This window comes from Allobosea sp. LjRoot237 (assembly GCF_964253285.1).
Taxonomy (GTDB): domain Bacteria; phylum Pseudomonadota; class Alphaproteobacteria; order Rhizobiales; family Beijerinckiaceae; genus Allobosea.
Map to the genome: position 1 here is coordinate 5,506,317 of NZ_CAXUQP020000001.1, position 25,168 is coordinate 5,531,484.

At 66.0% G+C, this 25,168-nt stretch carries 24 protein-coding genes; 10 read left to right on the forward strand and 14 right to left on the reverse strand.

Annotated features, from left to right (window positions below; translation table 11 throughout):
* Positions 1–147: 147 nt before the first annotated feature.
* The 6 genes from ahcY to ACSQ24_RS26720 all read right to left on the reverse strand — a co-directional run bounded on the left by ahcY (position 148) and on the right by ACSQ24_RS26720 (position 5,698).
* Positions 148–1,548 (reverse strand): adenosylhomocysteinase, encoded by a 1,401-nt coding sequence (gene ahcY, locus ACSQ24_RS26695; RefSeq protein WP_436097618.1) that lies wholly within the window; start codon positions 1,546–1,548, stop codon positions 148–150.
* Between the two features lie 288 nt (positions 1,549–1,836).
* Positions 1,837–2,169: an HPr family phosphocarrier protein gene (locus ACSQ24_RS26700; protein WP_436097619.1), complete on the reverse strand. Its 333-nt coding sequence runs from the start codon at positions 2,167–2,169 to the stop codon at positions 1,837–1,839.
* Between the two features lie 17 nt (positions 2,170–2,186).
* Positions 2,187–2,588 carry a PTS sugar transporter subunit IIA gene (locus ACSQ24_RS26705; protein ID WP_129160293.1) on the reverse strand — a complete coding sequence of 134 codons (402 nt, stop codon included), beginning with the start codon at positions 2,586–2,588 and terminating at the stop codon, positions 2,187–2,189.
* Between the two features lie 102 nt (positions 2,589–2,690).
* Entirely contained in the window at positions 2,691–3,143 is a 453-nt protein-coding gene (locus ACSQ24_RS26710; RefSeq protein WP_436097620.1) for an HPr kinase/phosphorylase, read from the reverse strand.
* Positions 3,140–4,933: a stimulus-sensing domain-containing protein gene (locus tag ACSQ24_RS26715; RefSeq protein ID WP_436097621.1), complete on the reverse strand. Its 1,794-nt coding sequence runs from the start codon at positions 4,931–4,933 to the stop codon at positions 3,140–3,142. The genes ACSQ24_RS26710 and ACSQ24_RS26715 overlap by 4 nt, the downstream gene beginning before the upstream one ends.
* Before the next feature lie 63 nt (positions 4,934–4,996).
* Positions 4,997–5,698, reverse strand: a complete 702-nt coding sequence (locus ACSQ24_RS26720; protein WP_436097622.1) for a response regulator — start codon at positions 5,696–5,698, stop codon at positions 4,997–4,999.
* Positions 5,699–5,846: 148 nt separating this feature from the next.
* Between ACSQ24_RS26720 and ACSQ24_RS26725 the strand changes: the two genes are divergently transcribed.
* The 3 genes from ACSQ24_RS26725 to ACSQ24_RS26735 all read left to right on the forward strand — a co-directional run bounded on the left by ACSQ24_RS26725 (position 5,847) and on the right by ACSQ24_RS26735 (position 9,464).
* Positions 5,847–6,596 (forward strand): HugZ family protein, encoded by a 750-nt coding sequence (locus tag ACSQ24_RS26725; protein ID WP_436097623.1) that lies wholly within the window; start codon positions 5,847–5,849, stop codon positions 6,594–6,596.
* Positions 6,597–6,805: 209 nt separating this feature from the next.
* Positions 6,806–8,416 carry a phosphoenolpyruvate carboxykinase gene (locus ACSQ24_RS26730; RefSeq protein WP_436097624.1) on the forward strand — a complete coding sequence of 537 codons (1,611 nt, stop codon included), beginning with the start codon at positions 6,806–6,808 and terminating at the stop codon, positions 8,414–8,416.
* A gap of 37 nt (positions 8,417–8,453) precedes the next feature.
* On the forward strand, positions 8,454–9,464 hold the full coding sequence (locus ACSQ24_RS26735) for an Lnb N-terminal periplasmic domain-containing protein (RefSeq protein WP_436097625.1): 1,011 nt from the start codon (positions 8,454–8,456) through the stop codon (positions 9,462–9,464).
* An 11-nt stretch (positions 9,465–9,475) separates the two neighbouring features.
* On the opposite strand, the gene ACSQ24_RS26740 is transcribed toward ACSQ24_RS26735, so the two are convergent.
* A complete protein-coding gene (locus ACSQ24_RS26740; RefSeq protein WP_436097626.1) occupies positions 9,476–10,342 on the reverse strand; it encodes a LysR family transcriptional regulator in 867 nt (288 codons plus the stop codon).
* 122 nt (positions 10,343–10,464) lie between these two features.
* Here ACSQ24_RS26740 and ACSQ24_RS26745 point away from each other — a divergent pair, with 122 nt between their 5' ends.
* The gene (locus ACSQ24_RS26745) at positions 10,465–12,006 is read left to right on the forward strand and encodes an MFS transporter (protein ID WP_436097627.1); all 1,542 of its coding nucleotides are present in this window, start codon (positions 10,465–10,467) and stop codon (positions 12,004–12,006) included.
* A 10-nt stretch (positions 12,007–12,016) separates the two neighbouring features.
* Here the strand turns inward: ACSQ24_RS26745 and ACSQ24_RS26750 are convergent, their stop codons facing one another.
* Complete coding sequence (locus tag ACSQ24_RS26750; protein ID WP_436097628.1) at positions 12,017–12,757, reverse strand: M48 family metallopeptidase; 741 nt, start codon at positions 12,755–12,757, stop codon at positions 12,017–12,019.
* Between the two features lie 79 nt (positions 12,758–12,836).
* On the opposite strand from ACSQ24_RS26750, the gene rhuM reads away from it, so the two are divergent.
* Positions 12,837–13,949, forward strand: a complete 1,113-nt coding sequence (gene rhuM, locus ACSQ24_RS26755; RefSeq protein ID WP_436097629.1) for a RhuM family protein — start codon at positions 12,837–12,839, stop codon at positions 13,947–13,949.
* A 9-nt stretch (positions 13,950–13,958) separates the two neighbouring features.
* On the opposite strand, the gene ACSQ24_RS26760 is transcribed toward rhuM, so the two are convergent.
* Positions 13,959–15,260: a polyhydroxyalkanoate depolymerase gene (locus ACSQ24_RS26760; protein WP_436097630.1), complete on the reverse strand. Its 1,302-nt coding sequence runs from the start codon at positions 15,258–15,260 to the stop codon at positions 13,959–13,961.
* 215 nt (positions 15,261–15,475) lie between these two features.
* Between ACSQ24_RS26760 and ACSQ24_RS26765 the strand changes: the two genes are divergently transcribed.
* The 3 genes from ACSQ24_RS26765 (at position 15,476) to ACSQ24_RS26775 (ending at position 17,912) form a co-directional block, all read left to right on the forward strand.
* On the forward strand, positions 15,476–16,792 hold the full coding sequence (locus ACSQ24_RS26765) for an ActS/PrrB/RegB family redox-sensitive histidine kinase (RefSeq protein ID WP_436097977.1): 1,317 nt from the start codon (positions 15,476–15,478) through the stop codon (positions 16,790–16,792).
* Positions 16,793–16,867: 75 nt separating this feature from the next.
* Positions 16,868–17,443, forward strand: a complete 576-nt coding sequence (locus ACSQ24_RS26770; protein WP_436097631.1) for an ActR/PrrA/RegA family redox response regulator transcription factor — start codon at positions 16,868–16,870, stop codon at positions 17,441–17,443.
* Between the two features lie 25 nt (positions 17,444–17,468).
* On the forward strand, positions 17,469–17,912 hold the full coding sequence (locus ACSQ24_RS26775) for a group III truncated hemoglobin (RefSeq protein ID WP_436097632.1): 444 nt from the start codon (positions 17,469–17,471) through the stop codon (positions 17,910–17,912).
* A gap of 23 nt (positions 17,913–17,935) precedes the next feature.
* On the opposite strand, the gene ACSQ24_RS26780 is transcribed toward ACSQ24_RS26775, so the two are convergent.
* Both ACSQ24_RS26780 and ACSQ24_RS26785 read right to left on the reverse strand, forming a co-directional pair.
* A complete protein-coding gene (locus ACSQ24_RS26780; protein ID WP_436097633.1) occupies positions 17,936–18,388 on the reverse strand; it encodes a hypothetical protein in 453 nt (150 codons plus the stop codon).
* A 106-nt stretch (positions 18,389–18,494) separates the two neighbouring features.
* The gene (locus tag ACSQ24_RS26785; protein ID WP_436097634.1) at positions 18,495–18,968 is read right to left on the reverse strand and encodes an MmcB family DNA repair protein; all 474 of its coding nucleotides are present in this window, start codon (positions 18,966–18,968) and stop codon (positions 18,495–18,497) included.
* Between the two features lie 71 nt (positions 18,969–19,039).
* Here ACSQ24_RS26785 and ACSQ24_RS26790 point away from each other — a divergent pair, with 71 nt between their 5' ends.
* Together ACSQ24_RS26790 and ACSQ24_RS26795 are read left to right on the forward strand one after the other, a co-directional pair.
* Positions 19,040–20,059, forward strand: coding sequence for a glycosyl transferase (locus ACSQ24_RS26790; protein ID WP_436097635.1), 1,020 nt, complete (start codon positions 19,040–19,042; stop codon positions 20,057–20,059).
* The gene (locus ACSQ24_RS26795; protein ID WP_436097636.1) at positions 20,056–20,988 is read left to right on the forward strand and encodes an NAD-dependent epimerase/dehydratase family protein; all 933 of its coding nucleotides are present in this window, start codon (positions 20,056–20,058) and stop codon (positions 20,986–20,988) included. The genes ACSQ24_RS26790 and ACSQ24_RS26795 overlap by 4 nt, the downstream gene beginning before the upstream one ends.
* On the opposite strand, the gene ACSQ24_RS26800 is transcribed toward ACSQ24_RS26795, so the two are convergent.
* The 3 genes from ACSQ24_RS26800 to ACSQ24_RS26810 form a co-directional block, all read right to left on the reverse strand.
* Positions 20,909–22,876 (reverse strand): SDR family NAD(P)-dependent oxidoreductase, encoded by a 1,968-nt coding sequence (locus ACSQ24_RS26800; RefSeq protein WP_436097637.1) that lies wholly within the window; start codon positions 22,874–22,876, stop codon positions 20,909–20,911. The two genes, ACSQ24_RS26795 and ACSQ24_RS26800, sit on opposite strands and share 80 nt — an antisense overlap.
* A gap of 57 nt (positions 22,877–22,933) precedes the next feature.
* Positions 22,934–23,530 (reverse strand): TetR/AcrR family transcriptional regulator, encoded by a 597-nt coding sequence (locus tag ACSQ24_RS26805; protein ID WP_436097638.1) that lies wholly within the window; start codon positions 23,528–23,530, stop codon positions 22,934–22,936.
* 148 nt (positions 23,531–23,678) lie between these two features.
* Positions 23,679–25,163 (reverse strand): cobyric acid synthase, encoded by a 1,485-nt coding sequence (locus tag ACSQ24_RS26810; RefSeq protein ID WP_436097639.1) that lies wholly within the window; start codon positions 25,161–25,163, stop codon positions 23,679–23,681.
* Between the last annotated feature and the right edge of the window lie 5 nt (positions 25,164–25,168).

The following is a 25,168-nucleotide window of genomic DNA, read 5'->3' on the forward strand; positions in this document are numbered from 1 at the left end:
AGTAGTAGCGGAGGCGCCCGGTTGTGCTTCGAATACGACAAAGCCCGGCACGAGGGCCGGGCTTTCTCATCATTGCAGCCGCCGCCTGGGGGCAGGTTCCACGCGGTATGGCGTCGCCCGGCCGTCTGCGGCCGAGCGGAACGTGGCTCAGTAGCGGTAGAGTTCCGGCTTGAACGGACCGGTCGGCGCGAGGCCAAGATATTTCGCCTGCGCGTCGTTCAGCACGGTCAGCTTGGCGCCGACCTTGGCGAGATGCAGTGCCGCGACCTTCTCGTCGAGATGCTTCGGCAGCGTGTAGACCTTGTTCTCGTATTTGGCGTGGTGGTTCCAGAGCTCGACCTGGGCCAGCGTCTGGTTCGAGAACGAGCAGGACATCACGAAGGACGGATGGCCGGTGGCGTTGCCGAGATTCACCAGGCGGCCTTCCGAAAGCAGGATGATGCGCTTGCCGTCAGGGAACTCGACCTCGTCGACCTGCGGCTTGACGTTATCCCACTTGAAGTTCTTCAAGCCGGCGACCTGAATCTCCGAGTCGAAATGGCCGATGTTGCAGACGATGGCGCGGTGCTTCATCGCGCGCATGTGGTCGACGGTGATGACGTCGAGGTTGCCGGTGGCGGTCACGAAGATGTCGGCGCGCGGAGCGGCGTCCTCCATGGTGACGACCTCATAGCCCTCCATCGCCGCCTGCAGCGCGCAGATCGGGTCGATCTCGGTGACCATGACGCGGCAACCGGCCTGGCGCAGCGAGGCGGCCGAGCCCTTGCCGACGTCGCCATAGCCGGCGACGAGCGCGACCTTGCCCGACATCATCACGTCGGTGCCGCGGCGGATGGCGTCGACCAGCGATTCACGGCAGCCATAGAGGTTGTCGAACTTCGACTTGGTGACGGAGTCGTTGACGTTGATCGCCGGGAAGGGCAGGCGGCCAGCCTTGGCGAGGTCGTAGAGGCGATGCACGCCGGTGGTGGTCTCCTCGGAGACGCCCTTGATCGCGGCGCGGGTCTTGGTGAACCAGCCCGGATTGGCCTTGAGCTCGCGCTTGATCAGCTTGAAGAAGATCGTCTCTTCCTCATTGCCCGGCTTGTCGAGGAAGGCGGCGTTGCCGGCCTCGGCTTCGGCGCCGAGGATGACCAGCATGGTCAGGTCGCCGCCATCGTCGAGGATCATGTTCGGCGTGCCGCCATCACCCCAGGTCGCGGTGCGCAGGACGTATTCCCAGTACTCCTCCAGCGTCTCGCCCTTGATGGCGAAGACCGGCACGCCGGAAGCGGCGATCGCGGCGGCGGCGTGATCCTGGGTCGAGAAGATGTTGCACGACGACCAGCGCACATCGGCGCCGAGCTCGGTCAGCGTCTCGATCAGCACGGCCGTCTGGATGGTCATGTGCAGGCAGCCGGCGATGCGGGCGCCCTTCAGCGGGTTCTTGCCCTTGTGCTCGGCGCGGATCGCCATCAGGCCCGGCATCTCGTCCTGGGCCATGTTGATTTCCTTGCGGCCGTAATCCGCGAGGCTGATGTCCTTGACGACGTAATCCTGCTTCGACACGGGGCGCTCCAATCGATCGTGCTTTGAATGACGGCGGCTCTCTAGCAGGGCGCCCGCCAGAAGGCAATCAAAGATATAAAGATGTCTTTATGTGCGCCCTGCAGGGAGCGGAAAGCAGGGCATAGGCCGCGCGGCAGAACGCGCTACGGCCACCAACTCCGATTCCGCATAGCGCACAGTGAGAGGCGGCCCGTCAGAAGCGCGAAGAAGAACCAAATTAGCGCGAGAACGACGGCAATTCCCTTGGCGTAAACCAGCAACGCCTGAGCGACCGGCCACACGAGAGGCCTACTCCCCCTCACCGAACCTGTCAGCGACGAGCGTCCCCAGCGCCTGGAGCGCGTCCTTGGCGTCGGCGCCCTTGGCGACCACGGTGATGGTCGAGCCGATGCCGGCCCCCAGCGTCAGGATACCCATGATCGAGGTGGCGCCGACCGTCTCGCCACAGCGGCTGACAGTGATATCGGCGTCAAACTGGCTGGCACACTGCACGAACTTTGCCGTGGCGCGGGCGTGCAGGCCCTTCTTGTTGATGATCTGGAACTCGCCATAGACGGCACCGGCCGGAATCTCGACCTCGGAGCAGTCGCAATCCCCGTCGCGAATGTCTTCTTCGCGCATGTCCTGCACGCCGGGCCTCATTTGCCCGCCAGTACGCGGCTGGCGACCGTGATGTACTTGCGGCCGGCATCCTGCGCGCTGCTGACAGCTTCGTCGAGGGTCTTTTCCTCGCGCACGCTGGCGAGCTTGATCAGCATCGGCAGGTTGACGCCGGCGACGACGTCGATCCGGCCCGGTTCCATCACCGAGATGGCGAGGTTGGAGGGCGTGCCGCCGAACATGTCGGTCAGGACGATGACGCCCTTGCCGTTCTCGACCTGCTCCACCGCCGCGATGATGTCGCGTCGGCGGCCCTCCATATCGTCATCGGGGGCGATGGCGATGGTGGCAAGGTTGGCCTGAGGGCCGACGACATGTTCGAGCGCGGCGCGGAATTCCGTCGCCAAGTGCCCATGCGTGACAAGCACGAGTCCGATCATTCAGTACCACCGGAGAGCGCCAACGGCGCCCGGACAAGGTCGCGGTTTATGCGGCAGGTGCGAAATATAGGCAAGGCTTGTCTCGAACTCCTCGAAACCAATTCACCTCGCTCCGGCAAAGAGCGCAAGCGCCGCAAGCACTAGACGTTCGTCGCCAGCCCTGGGAAGCAGGCAAAGCCGCGGCAGGGTGACGCCGGCGATGGTCTCGACCAGCGCCTCCGGTTCCGGCATGCGCTCGGGCTCAGCGCCACAATCGATCACAAGACGGATCACCGCACCGGCGAGATACGGTTCCGGGGTCAGGCCAAGGCCGCGCCGCTCGACCAGCCCCTCGAGTGGCGATACCGGCCCGGCGATGACACGGCCAGCGCGGACGGTGATTTCGGTGCGATCATCGGCGACCAACCGGGCGAACCGGCCCTGCGACTGCGCCAAGCCGATCAGCGTCAGGGCCAGACTCGACTTGCCGGTGCCGGATGGGCCGCGGATCAGGACACCGGCCTCGCCGACGACGACGGCGCCGGCATGCAGGCGAAGCGGAGAAGCGGCGCTCATACGGGCTGCGCCGCCGCCGGCAGCCGCACGACGAAACGCGCGCCGAGCCGCTTGTCCTCGCCCTCGGACTGTTCGGAGGCATAGCGGTTCTCGGCCCGGATCGAGCCGCGATGGGCTTCGACGATCTGGCGCGAGATCGAGAGGCCGAGCCCGGAATTCTGGCCGAAGCCGCTTTCCGGCCGGTCGGTGTAGAAGCGCTCGAAAATCCGTTCCAGCGCATGCGGCGGAATGCCCGGGCCGTCATCCTCGATCGTGATCAACACGTCGCCGGCGACGCGCGACAGCCTGACCCTGACCGGCTTGTCGACTGGCGAGAAGGAGCGGGCATTCTCGATCAGGTTGACGAAGACCTGTCCGAGGCGGGAATCGTGGCCAAGCACCCGGAAAGGGTCGCTGCCCGGACGCGGGCCGCGCCGGTCGATCGAGAGTTCGACGACCGGCTGGTCCTCCCGACTGATCTGGTTCTGGACCGAGACGACTGCTTCGATCAGCTGGGCGACGTCGAGCGGGGCGGCATCGTCGCGGGCGAGCTCGGCATCGAGGCGAGATGCGTCCGAGATGTCGGAGATCAGCCGGTCGAGCCGCTTCACGTCATGACGGATCACCGCGAGCAGGCGGCTGCGCGAGTCGTCGTTCTTCGCCAACGGCAAGGTCTCGACGGCACTGCGCAGCGAAGTCAGCGGATTCTTGAGCTCGTGGGCGACATCGGCGGCGAAGCGCTCGATCGCCTCCATCCGGTTATAGAGCGCCTGGGTCATTTCGCGGAACGAGCCGGAGAGATGGCCGATCTCGTCATGGCGGCTCGAGAAATCCGGGACCTCCTCGCGCGACTTGACGCCGCGGCGGACGCGCTGGGCTGCATCGGCGAGCTTGCGGATCGGTTCGGCGATGGTGCCGGCGAGCAGGACCGAAAGCACGATCATCACCCCGGCCGCGACCACGAAGACCTGGAAGATGGCATAGCGCTCGGAGGCGATGACGGTGTCGATGTCGCCGCCTTGCGTCGACAGCAGCAGCGCGCCACGCACCGCCCGGAAGCGCTGCACCGGCACGGCGACCGAAACGATCGTCTCGCCGCGCGTATTGACCCGCACCACGCTCGCCGGCGAGCCGGCAAGGGCGCGGGCGACCTCGGTGTAGGATCTGCCGTTGGCGTTGGCGAAATCGTCATAGGCCGGCACGTCGGCGCGGCCGAGCCGGTTGCGGAACATGTTCCAGGTGCGCTCGAGCAGCGGCGGCTCGTCGCTCTCGCCAATGCGCGGCAGATCGAGGCGCAAGATGTCGCCGCGCGAATAGAGGTTACGCGAATCGAGCGTCAGCATCCCGTCCTTGTCGTAGATGCGGGCGCGCGTCTTGGTCGGCGTCACCAGACGGCGCAGAAGCGGGGCGACCTTTTCCGGATTGATCGAGAAATCCAGCGGGTCCTCGGCGATGGCGCCACTCTCGCCGGCCTGCATCTGCAGGAGCTTATCCGGATCGATCGCGATCGTGTCGGTCTCGACCGTGGCGGAGGCGGCAATGGCCCCGGCGATGATCTCGCCCTGCGTCAGCAGGCTCTGCACGCGCGCCTCGATCAGGCCCTCGCGGAACTGGTTGAGGTAGAGGAATCCGACGAGGAGGGCGACGAGGCCGGCGAGATTGAGGACGACGATGCGCCGGGTCAGGCTCGAGGCGGCCCGCCCGGAGATGGCGCGCCAGACACGGCGACTGAACAGCGCGGCGCGGCGGCGCAACGTCAGCCCCGTCCGCGGCCCGCCGGCGCGAGCCCCTTCCTGTTCGATCGTAGCCATGAACGGCTCATACCCTGTCCCGGCGCCCGCGCAAACGCGGTCTTGGGCCGCGCCGGAGCGCTCTCAGCCTTCCTTGAAGCGGTAGCCGACGCCATAGAGCGTCTCGATCATGTCGAACTCGACATCGACCTGGTTGAACTTCTTGCGCAGGCGCTTGATGTGGCTGTCGATGGTACGATCGTCGACATAGACCTCGTCGTCATAAGCCGCGTCCATCAGCGCGTTGCGGCTCTTGACCACCCCCGGCCGCTGCGCCAGCGACTGCAGGATCAGGAATTCGGTCACGGTCAGCGTCACCGGCTCGCCCTTCCAGGTGCAGGTGTGACGCTCGGGATCCATGCGCAGCAAGCCGCGTTCCAGCGCCTTGGCGTCCTCGGTGCGGGCAGGCGCGCCCGCCTCCTTGCCGCCGGCGCGGCGCAGGATCGCCTTGACGCGCTCGACCAGCAAGCGCTGCGAGAACGGCTTCCGGATGAAGTCGTCGGCGCCCATCTTCAGGCCGAAGAGCTCGTCGATCTCTTCGTCCTTGGAGGTCAGGAAGATCACCGGCAGGTCGGATTTCTGGCGCAGGCGGCGCAACAGCTCCATCCCGTCCATGCGCGGCATCTTGATGTCGAAGATGGCGAGATCGGGCGGATTCTGCTTCAGCCCGTCGAGGGCCGAGGCGCCATCCGTATAAGTCTGGATGCGATAGCCCTCGGCTTCCAATGCGATCGAAACCGAGGTCAGGATGTTGCGGTCGTCGTCGACCAGCGCAATGGTTGGCATAAGCTTTTCCAGCTCTTTGTGTTCTGGCGTTGCAATCAAAGGGTCCACTCTCGCGCGAGAGCGGCCAAAGCATGGCTGCAATCTAGCCAAGCCAAGGCGGTTTCGCTACGTCTCGCCTTCGAAAACCCTTAAGACAACGAAAAGTGCCATGGCGAGCGATCCGATCAGGCCGACCGATGCCAGCGCGCGTGGACTTGCACGAGGGCTGCTGCGCAGCGCGCGCTCAGGATCCCTGGCGACGCTGACGCCGGACGGCCACCCCTTCGCCAGCCTGACCAGCCTCGCCACCGATATCGACGGGACGCCGCTGATCCTGGTCTCGTCGCTGTCGGGACACACGGGCAATCTCATCGCCGATCCACGCTGCTCGCTCCTGATCGCGCCCGGCGGCAAGGGCGATCCGCTCGCCCATGCCCGGATCACGCTCATCGCCACGGCCGAGACGATCGACCGCGAGAGCGAGTTCGGCCAGCGCGTGCGCCGCCGCTTTCTGGCGCGCCAGCCGAAAGCCTCGCTTTATGTCGATTTCCCCGACTTCTCCTTCTTTGCGCTCAAGCTCGAGCGCGCCAGCCTGAATGGCGGCTTCGGTCGCGCTTATGAGCTCGAGGCAGGCGACGTGCTCAGCGACTGCTCGCAGGCTGGGGCCCTCATCGAGGACGAGGAAGGCGCGGTCGAGCACATGAACGAGGACCATGCCGACGCCATCCGGCTCTATGCGACGAACCTGCTCGGTGGCGAGGATGGCGCATGGCGCCTGTCCGGGCTCGACCCTGATGGCGCCGATCTGATGCTCGGCGACAAGGCGCTGCGCCTTGCCTTCGACGAGCCGGTGACGACACCCGATGCGCTTCGCAACACCCTGGTCGCGCTTGCCGGAAAGGCCCGCAGTGCCGCGTGAGTGTCGTCATTCACCACAGCTGAATTTTTAAACGATTTAGATCGGCGATCGTCATTGGCAGGTTAACGTCATGACTTGAGCCGGCGTCGTCATCCGCCTAAAGAGCCCTCCACTTCACCGGCCCATCGGGCCCATAGTGGGGTTCGCCCCACTACCAACCACGGCGCCGGCATCGTCAGGCGGCGGCTTCTCGGCAGGAGGAATTGCCAGTGGAGACCATCGGTCACGTCAACCCGAACAGCGGCGCCGACAGCTTCGGCTTCCGCGGGCTCAAGGCGGTCTATTGGAATCTCGCGGCCGCCCCGCTCTACGAGCAGTCGCTCGCCCGCGGCGAATCGCAGCTCGCTCGCGGCGGGGCGCTCTGCGCCGATACCGGCACCCATACCGGCCGCTCGCCCAAGGACAAGTTCGTCGTCAAGGATGCGCTGACCGAAAAGACCGTCTGGTGGGAGAACAACGGCGCGATCTCATCGGAGCAGTTCGAGACCCTGCTCGGCGACTTCATCAAGCACGCCGAGGGCAAGGAACTGTTCGCGCAGGACCTCTATGGCGGTGCCGATCCGGCCCACAGGGTGAAGGCACGGGTCTTCACCGAACTCGCCTGGCATTCGCTGTTCATCCGCAATCTCCTGATCCGGCCCGAAGCCGGCGAGATCGCGGGTTATGTTCCCGAACTGACGATCGTCGACCTGCCGAGCTTCAAGGCCGATCCGAAACGCCATGGCTGCCGCAGCGAAACGGTGGTCGCAATCGACTTCTCTCGCAAGATCGTGCTGATCGGCGGCTCCGCCTATGCCGGCGAGATGAAGAAATCAGTCTTCACCTATCTGAACTACACGCTGCCGGCCAAGGGCGTCGTGCCGATGCACTGCTCGGCCAATGTCGGATCCAAGGACGACCCGGCGGTCTTCTTCGGTCTCTCCGGCACCGGCAAGACGACGCTCTCGGCCGATCCCGACCGCACCCTGATCGGCGACGACGAGCATGGCTGGTCGAAGGACGGCATCTTCAACTTCGAGGGCGGCTGCTACGCCAAGACGATCCGACTCTCGGCCGAGGCCGAGCCGCAGATCTTCGCGGCCTCGCAGCGCTTCGGCACCGTGCTCGAGAACATCGTCATGGATCCGATCTCGCGCGAGGTCGATTTCGACGATGAGAGCAAGACCGAGAACACCCGCTCGGCCTATCCGCTCGACGCCATCCCGAACGCCTCGCGCTCGGGCCGCGCCGGCACGCCGAAGAACATCGTGATGCTGACCGCCGACGCCTTCGGCGTGATGCCGCCGATCGCCAAGCTGACCCCGGCCGAGGCGATGTACCATTTCCTCTCCGGCTATACCGCCAAGGTTGCCGGCACCGAGCGCGGGCTTGTCGGCGTCCAGCCGGAATTCTCGACCTGCTTCGGCTCGCCCTTCCTGCCGCGCCATCCGTCGGAATACGCCAACCTGCTGCGCGACTTCATCGCCAAGCACCATGTCGACTGCTGGCTGGTGAACACCGGCTGGACCGGCGGCGGCTACGGCACCGGACGACGGATGCCGATTCGCGTGACACGGCGGCTCCTGACTGCGGCACTCGACGGCTCGCTTAATCGCGCCGATTTCCGCCGCGACCCCTATTTCGGCTTTGCGGTGCCGACCTCGGTGCCCGGCGTCGAGCCGCATATCCTCTATCCCGTGAAGACCTGGCAGGACAAAGCCGCCTTCGCCGAGACCGCGAAGAAGCTCATCGGCATGTTCGCGGAGAACTTCGCGAAGTTCGAGCCCCATGTCGACGACGCCGTGAAGGCGGCGGCGCCGACGAGCTCGCTCGCGGCTTGAGCGCAATCGGCGCAAAAGCGTGCTATGGGAGGCGGCGATGCGCCGCCTCCTGATCGTTTTGCTCCAGCTTCTCCTGACCCTCATCATTCTCGGCGCAGCCAGCTGGGGCGCCGGGCTGCTCGCCTTCCGCCTGCCGGGAGCGACCGGCACGGCCGCCGCGGTCGGCTTTGGCTTGGCCGGACTCGCCGGTGCCATCGGCCTCTGGACCGGCGCGCCACGGCTGCCGCTGGCGTTCGCCGTCCTCTTCATCGGTCTGCTCGGCTGGTGGGGCAGCCTCAAGCCCTCGCATGAGCGCAACTGGATCCCTGAGTTGGCGCGCCTGCCGCAGATGAGCGTCGCCGATAACAGCCTGACCGTGAGCAATCTGCGTCATTTCACCTGGCGCACGGAAAGCGATTACGACCAGCGTTGGGAAACCCGCAGCTATGACCTCGCGCGCATCCAGGGCGCCGATCTCTTCCTGTCCTATTGGTCGGGCGAGGCGATCGCGCATCTCCTGGTGAGCTTCACCTTCGCCGACAGCCAACCCCTGACCATCTCGATCGAGGTCCGGCGCGAGCAGGGCGAGGAATGGTCGGCACTGGCCGGCTTCTTCCGCAGTTACGAAATGGCCTATGTCGCCGCCGACGAGCGCGACCTGATCGGCCTCAGGACCCAGGCGCGCGGCGAGGACACCCGCCTGTTCCGGCTCAACGCCTCGCCCTCGCAGGCGCGCGACCTGCTGCTCGCCTATGCCAAGGATATCAACGAGCTGGCGCAGAAGCCGCGCTGGTACAACACGCTGACCACCAACTGCACCACCGTGGTCTATCACCTCGTCGGCCAGGTCGCGCCCGGCTGGAAGTTCTCGCTGCCGCTCGATCCGCGGGTGCTGCTCTCCGGCTACCTGACCGGCTATCTCAGGGATATCGGCGCGGTACGCCAGGACCTGCCGCTCGACGAGTTGGTCCGACTCGGCCGGATCGGCGAGAAGGCCCGTGGCCTTGTGCCCGACAGCCCGGACTTCTCCCGCGTCATCCGCGAGGGCGTGCCGAGCGCACGGAACTGAGGCTCAGAGCTTCAGCACACAATCGGTCGATGCTCGCGGAACGCCGCGGCGAGCGTGCGCAGGGCCGCGCGCGATCTGGCGTCGGTGAGGGTCGAGACCATGACGATCTCCGATGTCGGCAAATCCGGCAGGCCGAAACGGCGGCTGACCTCGACCGTGCCGGCGGGGGCGAGCCGGCAGGAGAAGGCCGAGACTGCAAGGCCGGCAGCGACGGCCGCGTCGACCGCGATCGAACCGCCGCCGATGAAGACCTCGACCCAGGGGATGCCGACAGAATCGAGCGCCTTGGTGGCGATGTCGCGCACGCCGCAGGAGACCGAGAGCGTCGCAAGCCGCAGCGGCTCGCCCTGACGGTACTCGAAATCCGGCGCCGCGAACCAGCCGAACGACTCCGGCGCCAGAACCTCGGCCGGCCGACGATCATCGTCGCGGCGGACGATGGCCGCATCGAGCTCGCCCTTGTCGAAAGCCTCGAGCAAGGGACGGGAATGACCCAGCTGCACCTCGATCATCAGTCCGGGGTCGTGCGCGTTGAGCCTCGCGAGCAGCGTCGGCACTTCCGGCCCGAAGACATGCGCGGCGATGCCGAGACCAAAACGGCGGCGCGCATTGCACAGCGCCGAGAGCGCTCGGTCGTGCGCGGCAAGGAAGGCGCGGGCTTCGTCTAGGAACATCGCGCCCTGCGCGGACAGGCGCACAAGCCGCGGCGTGCGTTCGATCAAGCGATGGCCGAGACGCTCTTCCAGCCGCTTCAGCCTGAGGCTGACGGCAGCCTGGTGGCAATCCAGAGCCGTCGCGGCGCGGGTGAAGCTGCGCAGCTCCGCAATCGTAACGAAAGCTCTGACGGCATCGACGTCGAGTGTCATGGTACCAGCCATATCAATTCATCATCACTGAAATAGCAAGGCATTCTGTTCTGTTATTGCCCAGTGCCCGCTAGCTTGCCCGCGACTCGCCGCAGGGCCGCTCGCGCGCCCGCCGACAGGAAAGATCCGACACGATGGACGCCACCCAAACGCTGCCGGCGTCGCGCACGCGCGGCATGCCGGCCCTCATCGCCGCCTGCCTGATGGCGCTGATGTTCGGCCTCGAGATTTCCAGCGTGCCGGCGATCCTGCCGACGCTCGAAAGGGCTTTACCGGCCAGTTTCAAGGACATGCAGTGGATCATGAACGCCTATACCATCGCGGTGACGGGCGTGCTGATGGCGGCCGGCACGCTGGCCGATCGCTATGGGCGCAAACGCGTCTTCCTGATCGTGGTCATGGCCTTTGCCGTCGCGTCGTTGGTCTGCGGCCTGGCGGCCAACGCCCCGGTCCTGATCGTCGCCCGCATATTTCAGGGCCTGAGCGGCGGGGCCGGTCTCATCTGCAGCGTCGCCCTCCTGTCGCAGCAGTTCCGCGAGCCAGCCGAACGGGCGATGGCGTTCGGCATCTGGGGCGTCGTCTTCGGCATCGGCCTCGGCTTCGGGCCGATCATCGGCAGTGCCATCGTCGCACTCTCGGGCTGGCAATGGGTCTTCCTCGTCCACGCGCCTATTGCTGTCGGGACGGCGCTTCTGGCTCTGGCTGCCATATCGGAATCACGCGACCCCGCAGCGGAACGGCTCGATATCGGCGGCATCACCACGCTATCGTTTTCGGTGTTCTGCCTCGCCTATTTCATCACGCAGGGCCCCGACCTTGGTTTCACCAGCCCGCAAGCTCTGACCGTGCTCGCCATCGCCGCCGCGAGCTTCGTCGCCTTCCTCCTCATCGAACGGACGGTCAGCCGGCCAATGATCGATGTCTCGGTCTTCAAGATCCGCGCCTTTTCCGGCGCCATCATCGGCGCCGCGGCGATGAACGTCAGCTATTGGCCGTTCATGATCTATTTGCCGATCTGGTTCGAGGCCGGGCTCGGCTATGACGGCCTCACCGCGGGGCTGGTGCTGCTCGCCTATACGCTGCCCACCTTGGCCGTGCCGCCGCTGGCCGAGCAGCTGGCGCGACGCTACCGGCCGGGCATCGTCATCCCGGCCGGGCTCTTCACCATCGGGCTCGGCTTCATGGCGATGAAGCTCGGCTCCACCGTCGCCGCACCGAGCTGGCTGACGATGCTACCGGGCTGCCTGCTTTCCGGCATCGGCATCGGCCTCGCCAACACGCCGGTCACCAACACCTCGACCGCTGCCGTACCGGCCGAGCGCGCCGGCATGGCCTCGGGCATCGATCTCAGCGCCCGGATGATCTCGCTCACCATCAATATCGCGCTGATGGGCTTCATCCTCGTCGAAGGCGTGCGTGCGTCGCTCGCGACCAAGCTGGCAGCCGGCACCGATGCCACGACCTTGCGCGGCCTGGCGGAGAAGCTGGCCGCCGGTGCGCCGATCTCTCCCGAGACCGGCCTGTCGATAACGCTTGCGCGGCAGGCGCTCGCCGACGGCTTCGGGCTGGTCATGCTCTATGGTGGGATCGGCGTGTGGCTGCTCGCCGCGGCGAGCCTTGTGGTCTTCGCAGGGACGTCAACGCCCAAGAACGCGGCTTCTTGCCAGGCGCAATGAGAGCGGGCGATCAGCCGTAGCCGTGCAGGCTCGCACCGTGGCGCTTGAGCCAGGCCTCCGCCTGATCTGTGCCCGGGCAGAGCTTGTGGGTCAGCGCCCAGAAGCGGTGCGAGTGGTTCATCTCCTTGAGATGGGCGACTTCATGGGCAGCGAGATAGTCGAGCACCGGCGCGGGCGCGAGAATCAGCCGCCAGGAGAAGCTCAGATGTCCTCTCGAGGAGCATGAGCCCCAACGGCTGGTGGTGTCGCGCAATGTGAGCTTGCGGGCGGGGATGCCGAGCACGGCGGTATGGGCGCGCACCGCCTTCTCGAGGTCAGCGAGCGCTTCGCGGCGCAGGAAGTCCTTGACCCGGCGCGCGACATGGCCGGCCTCGCCGCAAACCGCGATAATCGGCTCGCCCTCGGCCGAGAGGGTGGCGCGAGTCAGCCCGCGCACCTTGGTCCAGTGCACGATGCGGTGGGGCACACCCCGCAGCGGCACGACAGCGCCGGGCTCGAACGGTACGCCCTGCGGCCGCTTGGCGAGACGCGCCGCGATCCAGCCGCCATGTTTTTCGGCAAAGATGCGGCCGGTCGTGAAATCGACGCGCTCAGGCAGGGTCAGCGTGATCTCGCCGGTTGCCTGCGAGACGCGCAGCGTCAGCCGCCGCGCCGTCGAGCGCCGCCTGACGGTGACCGGATAGAGCAGGCCGGCATAAGCGACCTCGATCCGGTCGGGATCGGGCTTGCGCCTGAACAGGGAGAACCGCATCCCGACGATTGTGCGGGATTCGCAGCGGAAGCGGAAGAGGGTGGGCAACGCCGCTCACGGCTGAGGACCGCAGCCTCGATTGCGCGCCGCCGCGCTGTTTCGCTTGCCTCTTGCGGACATCGTGTATTCTCTTTGTTCTCACCCGGAATCAAAGGCACACATGACTCAGGATCAGGCCGAACCGGTTAGGCTGGAAGAAGATGCCGAGACCGGCGATCTGCTCCTCGTCTATGGAACAGAGAAAGGCCTGCGGATCGATATCCGCTATGAAGGCGAAACGCTCTGGATGACCCAGGCGCAGATTGGGCAACTGTTTGCGCGCGATGTCTCGACCATCTCTCGGCATATCGCCAACATTTATGAGGAAGGCGAGCTCGACGAATCCACTTCTTTGCAAAAAACGCAAACAAGTACCGGCCGTCCTGCCACCCTCTACAGCCTCGATATGGTGATCTCGGTCGGCTATCGCGTCTCTTCCGCGCAGGCGACCCTGTTCCGCCGCTGGGCAACCGGCATCCTGGTCCAGTTCGCCAAGAAGGGCTTCGTCGTCGACACCCGGCGACTGAAGGAGCCCGGCAGTTTCGACCGCATTGCGGAACTACGCGAGATCATCCGCGACCTGCGTTCCGAGGAGGCGAATCTCTATGCCGAGCTGCGACGGATTTGCTCGCTCTGCCAAGACTACGACGGATCAAGCGAAGTCGCCCGGACCTTCTATCAGCGCGTCCAGGCCAAGCTCGTCTACGCGGTGACGTCGCATACCCCGGCCGAAATCGTGGTGGAACGCGCCAATAGCGAAGCGCCGAATATGGGCCTGAAGACATGGCCGGCGGACAATATCCGCAAGCATGATGTCGCGACCTCGAAGAACTATCTCGCCGATGCCGAAATCAAGGAATTGAACCGTCTGACTTCGATCCTGCTCGACATCTTCGAGGACCAGCTCGACATCGGCAGGCTCGTCATGATGGAGGATGCACGCCAGCTTCTGGACCGGCAATTGCAGCAGCTCGGGCGCGCGGTGCTCCGCGGCGGCGGCTCGGTCAGCGCGGACCAGGCGAAGACGCGCGCCGAAACGCAGTACCTCGAATTCGACCGCCGAAGGAAGCTAGAACGCCGGCACGAGGCCGACGCGCAGCTCGCCGAGCTCGCCGCCGAGGCGAAGCGCCTGCCTAAACGGCCCGGGCAATAGCCGCCTCGTTCAGCTCGCGACCTTCAGCGCCTTGCGCGCCGTCTCCGCGGTCCCGTTGCGACGTTCCTTGGCCGCCTTCATGTCGAGGGTCAGCATGAAGTCGGAGATGCGCGGGGCGATCTCGGAACGGAAGCGCGAGCCGTTGAAGACGCCGTAATGGCCGACGCCCTTCTGCAGATACTCGACCCGCATGTCCTGGGGGATGTTGACGCACAGATCATGCGCCGCCTTGGTCTGGCCGACGCCGGAGATGTCGTCATTCTCGCCCTCGACCGTCATCAGCGCGACGCTGCGGATCGCCTTGAGGTCGACCGGCTTGCCGCGATGCATCATCTCGCCCTTCGGCAAGGCGTGCTTGACGAAGACGATGTCGACCGTCTGCAGGTAGAATTCGGCGGTCAGGTCCATCACCGCCATGTACTCGTCATAGAAGTCGCGGTGCTTCTCGGCCGAATCACCGTCACCTTCGATGAGGTGCTTGTACATGTCGTAATGCGCGGTGAGATGGCGGTCGAAGTTCATCGCCATGAAGCCGGAGAGCTGCAGGAAGCCGGGATAGACCTCGCGGAAGGCGCCGAGATGCGGGAAGGGCACGCGGGTGATGCAGTTGCGGCGGAACCAGTCGGTGCCGCGTTCCATGGCGAGCTGGTTGACCGCGGTCGGCGAGCGGCGGGTGTCGATCGGCCCGCCCATCAGCGTCATCGAGCGCGGCGACGAGGGATCGCCCTCGGCCTCCATGCGCGCAATCGCGGCAAGCACCGGCACGGACGGCTGGCAAACGGCCATGACATGGGTGTCGGGGCCGAGCTTCTGCAGCATGGCGATGACGTAGTCGATATAGTCGTCGAGATCGAAGCTCCCAGCCGCGAGTGGCACGAGGCGGGCATCGATCCAGTCGGTGATGTAGATCTCATGGTCGGGCAGCAAGGTCTCGACCGTGCCGCGCAGCAGCGTGGCGTAGTGGCCCGACATCGGCGCGACCAGCAGCACCTTGGGCTGCGGCTTGCGCCGGCCGTCGATCTGACGGTCGAAATAGATCAAATTGCAGAAAGGCCGCTGCCAGACGACGCGCTCCTCGACCGCGACCTTGACGCCGTTCATCGTCGTCTCGTCGAGGCCGAAGGCCGGCTTGCCATAGCGGCGGGTGCTGCGTTCGAACAATTCGCAGGAGGCGGCGATCGAGCGGCCGAGCGGGGTATAGGTCAGCGGGTTCGCCGGGTTCTTGAAGGCGAGCTGCATGGCGTCGGACAAAGCCCGCGCCGGGCTGACCATCATATGAACCGCTTCATAGGCGTGATAGGCGAACGACATGGTGGCCCTTTCGCTCTTTCGCAGTGCCGCATTCACGATGCACCGCAACAGAGAACGCAGCCTAAGTGGTATTTGTTCTCATTCAATCGTTCAAAGGGCTAAGATTTCCTTGTGATGCCGATTAGCCACAGCTTTGTCCTCTACGGCCGTCCGCCGCTTTGCCAGGATTGCGTGCCGTGACGATCGCCGACCTCATTCCATCCGCTCCGGGAGGCATGCCGCGCCATTTGCGGCTCGATACGCTGGTGCGCTTGCGCTGGCTGGCGATCGCCGGCCAGAGCGTCGCCGTCGCTGGCGTCCATTTCGGCCTCGGCTTCTCCCTGCCCTTCGGCTGGTGCTTCCTGGTCATAGCGGTCTCGGCCTGGCTCAACATCGCGCTGCGCATCCGCTTCCCGCTCAGCCACAGGTTGCGCGAGGGCGCTGCGACGGCGCTGCTCGGCTTCGACATCCTCCAGCTCGCGGCGCTGCTCTACCTCACCGGCGGCCTGCAGAATCCGTTCGCGATCCTGTTCCTGGCGCCGGTGATGATCTCGGCGACGGCGCTGCCGCCGCGGCACACGCTGGCGCTCGGCCTGCTCGCCGCCGGGCTCGCTACCTTGCTCGTCTTCCTGCACTGGCCCCTGCCCTGGGCCGGCGCGGACCGGCCAGTGCTGCCGCCGCAATACCAGGTCGGCAACTGGATCGCCCTGCTGCTCGGGCTCGGCTTCACCGGCATCTATGCCTGGCGCGTCGCCAAGGAGGCTCGCGACCTCTCGGAAGCGTTGGCCGCGACCGAGCTGGTGCTGGCGCGCGAACAGCATCTCTCGCAGCTCGATGGGCTCGCGGCCGCAGCCGCCCACGAACTCGGCACGCCGCTCGCCACCATCGCGCTGGTCGCCCGCGAGCTTTCTCGGCTCGCCCCGGCCGAAGGCGAGATGGCGGAGGACATCACCTTGTTGCGCGAACAGGTCGAGCGCTGCCGCGGCATTTTGGGCAAGCTCGCCTCGCTGCAGGACGACGATGCCGGGCCGCTCGACCAGCTCTCGCTCAGCCTGCTGATCGAGGAGGCGGCCGGACCGCAGCGCCCCTTCGGCGTGCCCTTCGAGATCGCGCTCGTCGGCGAGAAGCCCGAGCCGGTCTGCCGGCGCAATCCGGGCATGATCTACGGGCTCGGCAACATCGTCGACAATGCCGTCGACTTCGCCGGCTCGAAGGTGACGATCACGGCACAGTGGACCGAAGGCGCCGTCCTCCTGACGATCGCCGATGACGGGCCGGGCTTCACGCCCGAAGTGCTGATGCGGGCGGGTGATCCTTATCTCTCGCGCTCGCATGCCAAGGAATCACGCGCCGGCGGCGGCCTCGGGCTTGGCCTGTTCATCGCCAAAACGCTGCTGGAACGCAGTGGCGCGACGCTCGAATTCTCCAACCTGCCGCTGCCGGCGACGGGCGCCAGCGTCCGAATCACCTGGCTGCGCGCGGTTTTTGAGCGCGACGACCGGCCGGCTGGACCTTCAAACTCGGAGCTTTTGGCCCCATATGCGACAGAATGAGGCGTTGCGGCGTTTCAACGCGTCGCGCAATCGATACAATCGATAGTGAGCCGGGCAGGTCGCCCGGAGGAGATGATGGCGATGGACACGGCGCCGACGACAGGCGAGCTCACCGACAATGCCGGCAGGGACATGTCCCTCCTGCTCGTCGACGACGACAAGCCGTTCCTGAACCGCCTTGCGCGCGCCATGGAAGGGCGGGGCTATTCAGTGAGAACAGCCGAATCAGTCCAGGCCGGGCTCGCGGCCGTCGAGGAGGAGGCGCCGGCCTTCGCGGTGATCGACCTGCGCCTCGGTGATGGCAACGGGCTCGACGTGATCGCCCGCCTCAAGGAAAAGCGCCCGGATGCGCGCGGCGTCGTCCTGACCGGCTACGGCAATATCGCGACGGCGGTGAGCGCGGTGAAGCTCGGTGCCTTCGACTTCCTGGCCAAGCCCGCCGATGCCGACGAGATCCATTCGGCCTTGGCCGCCGGGCCGAATGCGCGCCCGGTGCCGCCGGAGAACCCGATGTCGGCCGATCGCGTCCGCTGGGAGCACATCCAGCGCGTCTACGAACTGTGCAACCGCAACGTCTCCGAGACGGCGCGCCGGCTCGGCATGCACCGCCGGACGCTGCAGCGCATCCTGGCCAAACGCGCCCCGCGATGAGTCTGAGGTTTTGAGAGCCCTGCCTGTGCAGAAAACCGGTGACCGCTTTTCTGGGCAAGGCTCTGCTCCGCTGCCGGAGCGTATTTCGGAAGAGCTGATCGCGGAGCTCGTCGAGACCTTCTACGGCCGCGTGCGCCAGGACCCGCTGATCGGCCCGATCTTCCTCGCCAAGCTCGGCGAGGACTGGGGGCCGCATCTCGCCAAGCTGTGCGACTTCTGGTCGTCGGTAACGCTGATGAGCGGGCGCTATCGCGGCAAGCCGCAACAAGTCCATATGCCGCTCCCGCTCGAGATGCAGCATTTCGAGCGCTGGCTTTCACTGTTCGAGACGACGGTTTCCGAACTCTGTACCGGCCCGGCCGCCTTCCTGTTCGTCGACCGCGCCCATCGCATCGCCGACAGCCTGCAGATCAGCCTGAACATCGGCCCGAAGGCGCTCAATTTGCCGGAACGCCACAAGGCAGGCTGACGTCGATCGCGGAGCGGTGCTGCTCAGCAGCGTAGCTTCGACAAGCGCCAGCGATGACTGAGCGAGGCGATGTCGGCGATCTTCCAGAGATCGCCCGCGCGCACAAAATCGTAACGGATATGGTTCGGCTCGCCGAAGGTCCGGAAACGAACGTCGATGGCGGTGCGATTGCCGTCAGCTTTGGTCTCGATCCGCAAGGTGCGCGTGATTTCCTTGTCGTCGTAATCCTGCCCGCTGCTCGTGATGGCGAAATCGATGCAGAGGTTTTCGGTCCGATCGTCAGCAGCTAGCAATTTGATGAGGCCCGGCTGAAAATAGCGGGCGCGTTTCTCCGGAGAGCGCAGTCGCCCGATCGAGCTCTGTGTCAGGCCACCCGCGTATATCCCGCGGACAATCGATTCAGGCGTCTCGGCGGAAGCTGTGCCTGCCACGAGGGCTCCGAACACGGCGACGGTAAACCAGGGCTTCAGCACCATTCCGGTCCCCACGGATTGTCGGCGGACCGGAATCGCTAACTCAATTCTTACCTTAGGTCATGCGCTCCAAAGCGGTAATCCGATCCCCCAGCAACCGGCGCAGCTTTCAACCCAGGCCCGGATCCTCGCTGACCGCCAGCCGCCCCGCCGCGAGCCTGGCGAAGGCGATGGTCAGCATCTTGCGGCGTGCCGGGGCCAGTTGATGGCGCGGCGGCTCGCGCAGCATCTCGCCGCCCCAGGCGTCAGCGATGATCAGGCCGACGTCCTCGGGCAGGATGTCCAGCGGGAATTCGGGCGCGACCGCGAACAGGAAACCGTCGCAATAATCGCGATAATCAGGCCATTTGCCGTCGACCCGGTAGTCCTCGATCCCGGACTTGACCTCGACGACGAGCAGTTCGCCCGAGGGCGAGAGCGCAACGATGTCGCCGCGCCTGCCGTTGGCGAAGGTCATCTCCTTGACGATGGCATAGCCGCGCTCGCGCAGATGGCGCGAGGCGCCGCGGCAGACGGCACGGGTGATCTCCGGCCGGGCAGGCGGCGGATTGAGGACGGAATCGGCGACGACCATGCCAGACATGTTCTCTTTTTGTGCTCGCCGATGCAAGAGCCGCTTGCAGCAAGGCCCGGTATGGCTATGGTCCGCGCGCCTTGGAACGCTTCGCCCCCATCCTGCTGATCGCGCTTGCCGCCGGCCTCGCCTTTGCGCTGTGCTTAGGTTTGCGGCCCCTGATGATGCGCTATGCGCTGGCGCGGCCGAATGCGCGCTCCAGCCACCGCACACCGACGCCGCAGGGTGGCGGCATCGCCGTGCTCGCCGGTGCTTTCCTGGCATTGAGCCTGGCGCTGGCCCTCATCCCCATGGAGGCAAACGCGAAGCAGGGTCTCGTCCTCGTGATGGCTGCGGCTGCGCTGCTGGCGCTCGTCGGCGCCTGGGACGATATCAGACCGCTCTCCCCGGCCTTACGTCTGCCGTTGCAGATTTTCTGCGTCGGCATCGTCGTGTTCTACACCGCGCCTGAGATGCGCCTGCTGCCGGACGCGCTGCCGCTCTGGGTGGAGCGCGGTCTCGCCTTGATCGCCGGCGTCTGGTTCGTCAACCTCGTCAACTTCATCGACGGGATCGACTGGATCACGCTGGCGGGGCTGGTACCGCTGACCGGCGCGCTCGCGCTCGCGGGGAGTTATGGCCTCACCGACCCCGCCACCGGCCTCCTCGCCGCGGCGCTGTTCGGTGGGCTCCTCGGCTTCGCCCCGTTCAACAAGCCGATGGCGCGTATCTTTCTCGGCGATGTCGGGGCACTACCGCTGGGATTGCTCGGGGCTTATCTGCTTTACCGCTTGGCGGGCACCGGCGCACTGACCGCAGCGCTGATCCTGCCGCTCTATCATGTCATGGATTCGACCATCACGCTCTTCCGCCGCCTCGCGCGCGGCGAGAAAGTCTGGCAGGCGCACCGCTCGCACTTCTACCAGCAGGCGACCGATAATGGCTTTAAGGTCATCGAGATCGTCGCGCAGGTGGCCCTGCTCAATCTTTGCCTGATCGCGCTCGCGGCGGTCAGCATCGCCCTGCCCGCGTTCTGGGCTCAGCTCGGCTGCTTGCTGGCCGCATTGACGCTGACCGGCGCCCTTCTGCGTCGCTTCTCCCGCAAACGGGTGCGGCCGTGAGCGGCGAACGCGTCCTGCTCACCGGGGCCAGCGGCTTCGTCGGCCGGCATCTGCTTCACGACCTCATCGCCCGCGGCTACCGACTGCGGACAGCAGGCCGTAGCACGACGCCTAGCATCGCCGGTGTCGAACGGGTCGCGATCGGCGACCTCGGCACGCCGATCGCCTGGCGGCCGCTGCTCAAGAGCGTCGATCTCGTCGTCCATAGCGCCGGGCTCGCCCATGCCGACGGCACGATCCCCGAAGAGCGCTACCGGGCGGTCAACACCGATGCAACGCTGGCGCTGGCACGGGCGGCGCAGGCGGTCGGAATCCGGCGCTTCGTCTTCCTGTCCTCGATCCGGGCGCAGAGCGGACCGATCAGCGATCAACTGTTGAGCGAGGTTGATCCACCTGCACCGACAGACGCCTATGGCCGGTCCAAGCTAGCAGCCGAAGAGGGGCTCGCTGGCCTCGATATCGACTGGATCGCGCTGCGGCCGGTGCTGGTCTACGGGCCGGGTGTGAAGGCCAATATGGCGGCGCTGCTGAAGCTGGCGCGACTACCCATACCGCTGCCGCTCGGCGCCTTGTCGGCCAAGCGCTCGTTGCTGGCGGTCGAGAATCTCGCCGCGGCGGTCGCTTTCGCGCTGAGCGAAGCCTGCCCGGCAAGGCGCAGCTACATCGTCGCCGATCCGGAGCCTCTATCGGTCGCCGAGATGCTCGCCGCGATGCGGGCCGGCCTCGGGCGAGAGCCCGGGCTGATCGCGGTTCCGCCGCCTCTGCTCGCACTGGCGGCGCAGCTCGCCGGGCGTTCCGCCGCCTTTGAGCGCCTGGCCAAAGGACTCGTCGCTTCTCCCGGCGCCTTGCTCAGCGCTGGCTGGCGACCGCCTGCGGAGACGAAAGCTGCTCTGGCACGATTGGCGGCGAGCCCGACTGACGCCGGCTGAAATCCGGAATCGCCGCTTCGAGCACTGCCTCCGCGCCGAGCCTGTCCTGCGCCGCGAGCGCCCGCTCCAGCTCGCCCAGCCAGCTCTGCAGGCGGGCGCGGCCGGCGAAGATCGGCTTGGCCGCCATGACGCCGTCCAGCCCGGTCTCGGCCATCGGCTCATCCTTGGCGAAGAGGATCTCGTTCAGGCGCTCGCCCGGTCTGACGCCGGTGATCGCGACCTCGATGTCGACGCCGGGCTCGTAGCCTGCGAGGCGGATCATGCGCTCGGCGAGATCGATGATCTTGAGCGGCTGGCCCATCTTCAGGACGTAGACGGCGGCGCGCTCATCCTGCGCCTCGTGCTCGGGCGCATGCGACGCGGCGGTCAGCACCAGATCGCAGGCCTCGCGGATGGTCATGAAGTAACGGATCATATCCGGGCTGGTCACGGTGACCGGTCCACCGCGCTCGATCTGCGCCTTGAACTTCGGCACGACCGAGCCGACCGAGCCGAGCACGTTGCCGAAGCGGACCGCAACGAGACGCGTGCCGCGATTGCCAGCGGCGAATTCCGCGTCGCGAGCCTGGGCATACATCTCGGCGAAGCGCTTGGTCGCGCCGAGCATCGAGACCGGCTCGATCGCCTTGTCGGTCGAGATCATCACGAAGATGCCGGCGCCGGCGGCGATTGTCGCCTCGATGGCGGCGACCGAGCCGAAGATATTGGTCTTGATGCCTTCGCCCCAATCGGCTTCGAGATAAGGCACATGCTTCAAGGCGGCGGCATGGATCACGATATCGGGCGCGAACGCCTTGAACAGCGGGCCGATGCGGGCTTCGTCGCGGACATCGGCAAGCGCGCCGGTGACCCGAATCGGCAGATCCTGCACCGCCAGCGCCTCGGTGACGTGAAACAGCGCCGGCTCGGAATTCTCGACGACAAGCAGCTCCGTCGCACCGAAGGCGGCACAACGCAGGCAGATCTCGGAACCGATCGAGCCGCCGCCACCGGTGACGATGACGCGCTTGCCCTTGAGGAAGCCTTCGAGCCGCTCGCGGTCGATCTTGATCGATGGGCGCACCAAAAGATCCTCGATCTCCAACGGCGCCAGCTCATTGCCACGTACGCTCTCGCCGAGCGTATCGAGGCGCGAGATCGGGATGGCGAGCTTGCGCGTCTTCGCCAACCACTTGTCCGGCTCGGCCTCCGGCGCCAGGGCGCTCGGCGTTGCGACGATGCGGCGGAACGGCTCGCCGCGCTCACTGGCGTCGGCTGCGACTATCTCCATCTGCGAGAGCAGGCCGAGCACCGGCACGCCCCGGATGGATTGCCCGAGATCGTCACTGCGCGGTGAGAGAATGCCTGCCGGACGCATCTTGCCCATGGTCCCCGATTCCATGGCGCGGATCACCATCTCGATATCGACGCCACGGCCCAGGAGCAGGGCTGGCAGCGTCGCTTCGCGCGCCGCCTGATGCTTGGTGCGGGAGTATCTGAAATAGCGATAGGCCAGGCGCGGGCCTCCGAGCAGCGCGATCTGGACCAGCCAATAGAGAACGATCGTGATCTTGCCGAAGAAGAAGTAGCCATAGAGATTCGGCGCAACGAGGACGTAGTCGACGACCAGCAAGGTCAGGGTCAGGACCGTGACCGCTCGGACGATGTTCGACAGATCCGGCAGCGAGGCGAAGCGCCATTTCGAGCGATAGAGCTGGAAAAACCAGTAGACTGCTCCGGCATAGGCAACGAAGAAGGGCAGGATCGTCGGCAATTGCCGCATCCGCTCCTCGAACAGCCAGCCCTCGAAGCGCACGGCGAAGACGAAGACGATCGCGAGCGCGGTCATCGCCAGGTCATGGACGATGACGGCGAGCTTCTTGGCGCTTTGTTTGGAGAGGGTCAGCATGTGCGGCGGGGTATCCCGCTCCCTCACCGCCTTGTCAACGCAGGCGGAGCCGGTGGGTCAGGCGACCTGTCGCCCGGCACCCAGCCCGGCGAGGATGAAGTCGATCATCTCCTCGATGCTCGGGCCCGGCAATTCAGCGCACTGGCCGAGCAGGAGCGGGTGACAGAAGCGCAACATCGCCATGCGCACGCAATGGGTCGCCGTGATCGGATCGCGGGCGGTGAACTCGCCCTTGGCGACACCATCGGCGACGACGACGCGCAGGATCGCGTCATAACGCTCGATATGGCCCCGCACGACGTCCCAGCTCTCCTCCATGGCGCAGGCGACCATCTCGTGCAGGCGGTGATTGTCGAGATAACGGGCGGCGTTGATGCGGCAGGTCGCAGCGAGGATATCGCGCAAACGTTCGGCGGCGGGGCGCTTTTCGGCCGCGATCGCGGCGACGGTAGCCTCGAGTTCGATCATCGAGCGCTCGGCGACCGCCTCGTTGATCGCCTTCTTGGAGTCGAAGAAACGATAGACATTTGCCGGGCTCATGCGCAGCGACTTGGCGATGTCGGCGACAGTGGTCTTCTGGTAGCCGATCTGGCGGAAGAACCGCTCGGCGACGTCGATGATCTCGTGCCGTGTATCGCGCTCTATTGTGCTCATGCCAGGGGCAACTTCCCGGTCTGGTGACTTGTTCCCATAGGCCGTCTGCGGACGCCATTGTTGAGTATGACGAATTTCGTCAGTCGTCAACAAATTGAACGGCAAAGCTTTATTTGTCCGCTCCTGACAGTTTTTCGCCGAGCAGCCTTCAATCTCTGGATCGCGACCGCGCCAGTTCGAGCAGCGCGGCGGTGTCGAGATATCGCTCCAGATGCTCTGCCAGCCGGTCGAGCGCCGCCTCGACCGCGGGTTCGTAGGCCTCTCCGGTCGCGAGCGGTTTTCCTGCCAGATTTTCGAGCCAGGCCCGGCGCAGCGGGTCCGATGTCAGGACGCCATGGAGATAGGTCCCGACCACCCGGCCGTCGGCGCTGCGAGCGCCTTCCGGCCGCCCTTCGACCCTAAATGGCGCCCGTGACCGGTCCGGTCCGTCGCTGGCGCCGAGATGGATTTCGTAGGCGCGGCCGATGGCACCGCTGCCGGGATGTTCGACCGCAACCTCCCGAACGGTCTTGTCGGGCGTCAGCTCTGTCTCGATATCGAGCAGGCCGAGCCCAGGGGCCGCCCCCGCCGGCCCTTCCAGGCCGAGCGGATCGCGCACGACCGTGCCAAGCATCTGGTAGCCGCCGCACAGGCCGAGCACATGGCCGCCGCGACGGCGATGGGCGATGATGTCGATATCCCAGCCCTCCTCCCGTAACCGGGCAAGATCACGCAGCGTCGTCTTCGAGCCCGCGAGGATCACCAGGGCGGCATCACCCGGCAGCGGTGTGCCCGGCCCGATGAAGACGAGTTCGACGCCGGGCTCGAGCTTCAGCGGGTCGAGATCATCGAAATTGGCGATGCCGGGCAGGACCGGGACGACGATCTTCAGCGCGCCGTCACGGACCGGCACGCCCCGCATCAGGTCGAGCCCATCCTCGGCCGGCAGGCGCGCGGCATCGGCGAACCAGGGGACGACGCCGAAGCTCGGCCAGCCGGTGGCCTTGGTGATCGTGTCGAGCGCCGGCGTGAACAAGCCGACATCGCCGCGAAAGCGATTGATCGCGAAGCCGCGGATCATCGCCCGGTCGTCGGAATCGAGCACGGCATGGGTCCCGATCACGCTGGCTATGACGCCGCCGCGGTCGATGTCACCGATCAGAATGGCCGGAACGCCGGCCGCGCGAGCGAAACCGAGATTGGCGATGTCGCGGGCGCGCAGATTGGTTTCCGCCGGCGAGCCCGCCCCCTCGACCAGGATCAGATCGGCGCCGTCGCTCAACCGCGCGAAGCTTTCCAGCACCTTGGGCATGAAGTCGCCGCGCCGACTGAAATCACCCGAGGCGAGATGGCCGGCGACGCGACCCTGCAGGATGATCTGGCTGCCCCGCTCGCTCTCGGGCTTGAGCAGCACCGGATTCATATCGACATCGGGCGCGATCCGGGCGGCGCGCGCTTGCAGGGCCTGAGCTCGCCCGATCTCACCTTGCGCAGTGGCAGCGGCGTTGTTCGACATGTTCTGCGGCTTGAAGGGACGAACCTTCAGGCCGCGATCGGCGAAGAGCCGACAGAGACCGGCAACGAGCAGCGACTTGCCGACATTGGAACCGGTGCCGAGCAGCATCAGCGCGGGGGTTGGACGAGAAGAGCGCATGAGCC

Excerpts from the sequence above, each read along its gene's own strand:
- ACSQ24_RS26720 (WP_436097622.1), bottom strand. The coding sequence starts at position 5,698 with ATGCCAACCATTGCGCTGGTCGACGACGACCGCAACATCCTGACCTCG.
- ACSQ24_RS26725 (WP_436097623.1), top strand. The coding sequence starts at position 5,847 with ATGGCGAGCGATCCGATCAGGCCGACCGATGCCAGCGCGCGTGGACTT.
- ACSQ24_RS26765 (WP_436097977.1), top strand. The coding sequence starts at position 15,476 with ATGCCGCGCCATTTGCGGCTCGATACGCTGGTGCGCTTGCGCTGGCTG.
- ACSQ24_RS26810 (WP_436097639.1), bottom strand. The coding sequence starts at position 25,163 with ATGCGCTCTTCTCGTCCAACCCCCGCGCTGATGCTGCTCGGCACCGGT.
- ACSQ24_RS26760 (WP_436097630.1), bottom strand. The coding sequence starts at position 15,260 with ATGTCGTTCGCCTATCACGCCTATGAAGCGGTTCATATGATGGTCAGC.
- ACSQ24_RS26805 (WP_436097638.1), bottom strand. The coding sequence starts at position 23,530 with ATGAGCACAATAGAGCGCGATACACGGCACGAGATCATCGACGTCGCC.
- ACSQ24_RS26800 (WP_436097637.1), bottom strand. The coding sequence starts at position 22,876 with ATGCTGACCCTCTCCAAACAAAGCGCCAAGAAGCTCGCCGTCATCGTC.
- ACSQ24_RS26780 (WP_436097633.1), bottom strand. The coding sequence starts at position 18,388 with ATGGTGCTGAAGCCCTGGTTTACCGTCGCCGTGTTCGGAGCCCTCGTG.
- ACSQ24_RS26745 (WP_436097627.1), top strand. The coding sequence starts at position 10,465 with ATGGACGCCACCCAAACGCTGCCGGCGTCGCGCACGCGCGGCATGCCG.
- ACSQ24_RS26770 (WP_436097631.1), top strand. The coding sequence starts at position 16,868 with ATGGCGATGGACACGGCGCCGACGACAGGCGAGCTCACCGACAATGCC.
- ACSQ24_RS26710 (WP_436097620.1), bottom strand. The coding sequence starts at position 3,143 with ATGAGCGCCGCTTCTCCGCTTCGCCTGCATGCCGGCGCCGTCGTCGTC.
- ACSQ24_RS26705 (WP_129160293.1), bottom strand. The coding sequence starts at position 2,588 with ATGATCGGACTCGTGCTTGTCACGCATGGGCACTTGGCGACGGAATTC.
- ACSQ24_RS26735 (WP_436097625.1), top strand. The coding sequence starts at position 8,454 with ATGCGCCGCCTCCTGATCGTTTTGCTCCAGCTTCTCCTGACCCTCATC.
- ACSQ24_RS26715 (WP_436097621.1), bottom strand. The coding sequence starts at position 4,933 with ATGGCTACGATCGAACAGGAAGGGGCTCGCGCCGGCGGGCCGCGGACG.
- ACSQ24_RS26785 (WP_436097634.1), bottom strand. The coding sequence starts at position 18,968 with ATGTCTGGCATGGTCGTCGCCGATTCCGTCCTCAATCCGCCGCCTGCC.
- ACSQ24_RS26740 (WP_436097626.1), bottom strand. The coding sequence starts at position 10,342 with ATGGCTGGTACCATGACACTCGACGTCGATGCCGTCAGAGCTTTCGTT.
- ACSQ24_RS26700 (WP_436097619.1), bottom strand. The coding sequence starts at position 2,169 with ATGCGCGAAGAAGACATTCGCGACGGGGATTGCGACTGCTCCGAGGTC.
- ACSQ24_RS26750 (WP_436097628.1), bottom strand. The coding sequence starts at position 12,757 with ATGCGGTTCTCCCTGTTCAGGCGCAAGCCCGATCCCGACCGGATCGAG.